The organism is Paenisporosarcina sp. P4_E4_2, assembly GCF_056401595.1.
Window position 1 is genome coordinate 1 of the sequence record NZ_JBFUJC010000267.1, and the last position, 4,277, is coordinate 4,277.

Genomic DNA, 4,277 nt, shown 5'->3' on the forward strand with positions numbered 1-4,277 from the left:
CCATTTTCCCGTTCGTGCTTTTTCCTGAAGATCCTTGGCAAGTTCTACATCAATGGTTCGTTTGCCCATTTGCACCTGCACAACATTTCCAAGACTTTGGTTCGTCGCTACTAACTTAACAGCCGACTTTTTGTAATACTTATCAAACCCATTCGGCAGCTTATGAAGCTCAAATGTGACTTTACGGAAATCCAGACTTAAACGGGCACTCCGGATGCCAATTTCAAGTCTTTCGACATCGGCATTACGCTCCATTACCCGTAAATAAGATTCCCAGCTTGAAATCCGTTTTTTTACGTACTCCGATCGGTCGGAAGCAATAGGTAGAGACTGAATAATCCTATAAAGAGCGAGYGTCATTTCCGTAGACACCAAGCCTTTACGGTCAAATGCCATCCTCATCTGCAAATGGCGGTTATTTCCTAATTGAATACGCTTTTTAGTTATATAGAAATGAACGACCTCAAGCCCGTTACCAATCCATTCGCACTCCATGACTGGCGTACCTTCAATAGCTTCTGACTCTATATATAAAGACACGCGTTTTTGATTCGTCTGTCCATCTGAAAGGCGTTCCATATGAACATCCACAACTGGAGACACGTTCAACAAGTTCGTCATCTCTTCAGCCATTTTCGGTTTATTTTTCTTAAACCGGCTGCTCACGGCTAAGTTACACCGTGTTATTTCACTTACTATCACACTCACCTCTGAAACACTCCTAACCCGTCCAAACCATATCTTCCTATTGTAAAGGATAGTTGTCCTCAAATCGACCGCTCATGAAGAATCCTTTTTGCCCTTTTTTTGGAACTTATTATCACAGAAAAAAGCGACTGAAGTTGTTTTTCAGCCGCTTTCGAATTTCTTTATGAAATTCCAACAATATTTCAATGATCTTATTTTAAGGAATTATACTATCCTCTATCACCTATTTAGATTCATTCACTTTATGCAGGTACATTCGAGCGTTGCGCACCTTCCCCATTAAACGTCGGTTTCACTTTATTAAAAATTCTTTTGTTTACTGAATTGATACACTTTCTTCTGGACACCATCCCTGTTATTAAAGAAAAGCACCCCTAATCGGATTGACTGTCGATTGGAGATGCTTCTTTTTCAGTTCAATTCACAAAAATATAGAACTATTTAATGGATGAAGAAGTAGGAGATTAACGTGCTTAACAATAATAGGGACGATACGCTCTCTCGTCAGGCGCACAGGTGCAAGCAGGCAATGGATGGCGAGTCCATCCACCAACGCATACAGTGTTTCGATTTCTTCCTGAAGTTCAATTCCTGGTTTCAATCTTCCGTGTGCTTCCAGTACAGAAAGGAATTGCTGTAGCGCCTGCAAAATCCCATCATCTCCCTCGAATTTATGACGGAATTGGACATTGGCCATGAAGTGGAACCAAACTGTCATTTCGAGACGGGACTGGTCATCCAAAGGAATAATTTCCAAAGAGAAATGAACAAGCAACTCATCCATTGGTATGTCCTGTGCAAACTTTTTCTCAATCCGTTCCGTCACTCTTTCTTTCACCAACTCCATCGAATAGCTCAACAGCTCTTCTTGAGAAGAAAAATAATGGCGCAAAGAACCTAATGATAGATTGGCTTCATCGGCAATCGCCCGGACAGTTGTTCCTTCAATCCCTTTCTTCATAATCATTTCCCACGTGGCTTCTGCAATAATTTGTCTTCGTTCTTCGTGATTCACTTGTTTTGGCATAGGTTTATTATAGCGACTAATGTACAGTCAGACAATCTTTTTAGAACACTTGTATTAAATAAAACTTGTGGTATATTTTAATTAATACGAACGTACTAAATAAAACATGGAGGTGTGCACATGAATGGAATTGCTTGGGCCATTGTCATCTGTGAAATTTTATTTTGGTTATTTATCGTCAGTGGGCTTGTTGTTCGCTATCTAGGAAAAAGAGAAAAACTTGGGTTTATACTTTTAGCAATGACACCTTTGGTGGATTTGGCTCTGCTTGTATTAACGGGATTCGACTTGTACAGAGGTTCGACTGCCACGATGGCACATGGAATTGCTGCTATCTACATCGGGGTTTCCGTGGCTTACGGTAAATCGATGATTCGCTGGGCTGATGATCAGTTTTGTTTTTATATCCTAAAAAGCAGGAAGAAGCCCGCCAAAAAAATGGGAATGGCTTTTGCTAAACAAGATTTCCTCAATTGGATTAGGCATCTCTTCGCCTTTTTAATCGGTGCTGGGTTATTACTCGGTTTGACAATATGGGTGGGCAATGCCGACAGAACGGAAGCTTTTCAACAAATTCTTCGCGTATGGGCGATTGTACTCGGCATTGACTTACTCATCACCTTGAGTTACTTTATCTGGCCACGCCCAGCGAGGCATACAGCCTAACTCTGCAAGTATTGATAAAAACAAGGAACAGATTTATCAAGTGAAATTCAGCCATAATGAAAAGAGACTTTCAATTATCCATAAATTGAAAGTCTCTTTTCAGTTGCTTGAAATTGGATATAAGAAATGAATTTTAACGCCTGCATATGTTATAGTTTCTCATTTTTTTGTAACACCAAGTGGACGCTTTTCGTTACGCATGTTATGGCCAATTAAGTTATGTTCAACCTAATAAAAGCCAAGCTTATTGTTTAAGTGGACCCGGTAGTGAAATTTTTGCTTTTCGGTATCCCTCAAAAATATCAATGGCCGCAAACACTACACACACGATGATGATGCTTTGATATGCCCAATCATAAAGGTTGGAATCAATCTTCAGTTGTTGCAAATAGACAACGAACTGCTCACTCAAAATCGAATCGTTTCCAATGATTGTCGCTAAAACCACCAGAGTAATGAGGTGTGTAATGGTATTCAAACTTGCAACTTTCATCGTCCATTGTCCGACAAAAGCTTTATACAATGCCAGAGTTACCTCCAATACAATTACAAGGACTACTAGCAGCCAGTAAGAATTCAGTATTTCCTGATTAAAAATGGGGAATTGAAATTTGATTCCGTTCGCTCCATCTTCATAGGTTCCTACCAATTTAGCAGCGTTGAAGTAAATAGCTGCCCAGGTGGCTGTCCATATTAGACTGCCTAAAATCATACATTTTTGAATGGCTTTTTTCTTTGGAATTGGATTTACGTTCTTTAAATCTTCCGGAGTCCATTTCTTCATACTCATCGTGAGTGGTGCCTGGTCTCTGGATTTGTCCGTCCATTCAATGACAGCAAAGACCAAAGTTAACCAAAACGCTGTTTGCATGGCAGTGCTCAACAATTTCCAAATGGCTATTCCGAATACGTTGAGAATGACGGTTATGATTTCTTCATCCCCTTTAGCCGAAACAAGTGCATCCGCCACCGAAGCAATCAGTGTGATTGTCATTGCTATTGGTAGGATAAGTTTCAAAAGATTGATATATATATCGAAATACTTCGGGCCGATCAGATGCATAGGCCGATCCAAATAATTGTGTGCCATCACTGACGGATTGCCAAGCTCGGCGAGCACTGCCTTTACTTGAGCTTCGGTCGGTTCATTTGGAAGCATATCTTCTATTGTAGAACGCAATTCTAAAGCAATGTCTTCCCTTGTGTTTTCAGGCAACCTTCTTGTAACTTCATGGATGTACAAATCAATCCACTTCATCTTGTTCGTCTCCTTTCAATAATCCGTACAGTTCTTGTGATGTTTTTTCCCATTCTTCTTTTAGCTGTTCAAAAATTTTCACACCGAATGCACTCAATACGTAATATCGGCGCGGCCTGCTCTCTGTTGTCTCCCATGTACTGGTCACGAGCTCTTGTTTTTCTAAACGCCTCAATAATGGATAAAGTGTACTTTGATCAATTTTGATGCCGTTCTTTTCCAATCTTTGGACGAGTGAATAACCGTATTGTGGTGTTCTCAATTGACTCAATACCGCCAAAGTTAACGTCCCCCTGCGCAATTCAGTCGTCAAAGAACCCAATAGTTGATTCATTATTTCACCTCTTTCTCTATACTGTATGTCACACACCTTCATACTGTACATCATACATTATTGTATTCTGAAAAGTAAATTAAAATGAAGGCTTATGAAAAAGAAAAAAGACTTTCAATTAATTATTAATTGAAAGTCTCTTATTGTAGCTGAAAGAAAAAATGAATCACGGGAACTTAATCTTTATCGCAGATTTCTTACACCGCTTGCTGTTTTTTACGAATATACAGGGACAGACACATAAACAACACTAGATAAAATGCCAAAATGGCTATGTTTTTCAC

4 protein-coding genes and 1 pseudogene are annotated in these 4,277 nt (G+C 39.7%); 1 reads left to right on the forward strand and 4 read right to left on the reverse strand.

Going from position 1 to position 4,277, the window contains the following annotated elements; translation table 11 throughout:
* Nucleotides 1-708, reverse strand: a pseudogene (locus tag AC1DSB_RS15110) (AAA domain-containing protein); the annotation flags it as partial.
* Between the two features lie 421 nt (nucleotides 709-1,129).
* The gene (locus tag AC1DSB_RS15115; protein WP_477531902.1) at nucleotides 1,130-1,735 is read right to left on the reverse strand and encodes a TetR/AcrR family transcriptional regulator; all 606 of its coding nucleotides are present in this window, start codon (nucleotides 1,733-1,735) and stop codon (nucleotides 1,130-1,132) included.
* Nucleotides 1,736-1,855: 120 nt separating this feature from the next.
* Here AC1DSB_RS15115 and AC1DSB_RS15120 point away from each other — a divergent pair, with 120 nt between their 5' ends.
* The gene (locus AC1DSB_RS15120) at nucleotides 1,856-2,401 is read left to right on the forward strand and encodes a hypothetical protein (protein WP_477531903.1); all 546 of its coding nucleotides are present in this window, start codon (nucleotides 1,856-1,858) and stop codon (nucleotides 2,399-2,401) included.
* 244 nt (nucleotides 2,402-2,645) lie between these two features.
* Here AC1DSB_RS15120 and AC1DSB_RS15125 read toward each other — a convergent pair whose 3' ends face one another.
* The gene (locus tag AC1DSB_RS15125) at nucleotides 2,646-3,659 is read right to left on the reverse strand and encodes an HAAS signaling domain-containing protein (RefSeq protein ID WP_477531904.1); all 1,014 of its coding nucleotides are present in this window, start codon (nucleotides 3,657-3,659) and stop codon (nucleotides 2,646-2,648) included.
* Nucleotides 3,646-3,993, reverse strand: coding sequence for a PadR family transcriptional regulator (locus AC1DSB_RS15130; RefSeq protein WP_016428627.1), 348 nt, complete (start codon nucleotides 3,991-3,993; stop codon nucleotides 3,646-3,648). The genes AC1DSB_RS15125 and AC1DSB_RS15130 overlap by 14 nt, the downstream gene beginning before the upstream one ends.
* Nucleotides 3,994-4,277 lie beyond the last annotated feature (284 nt).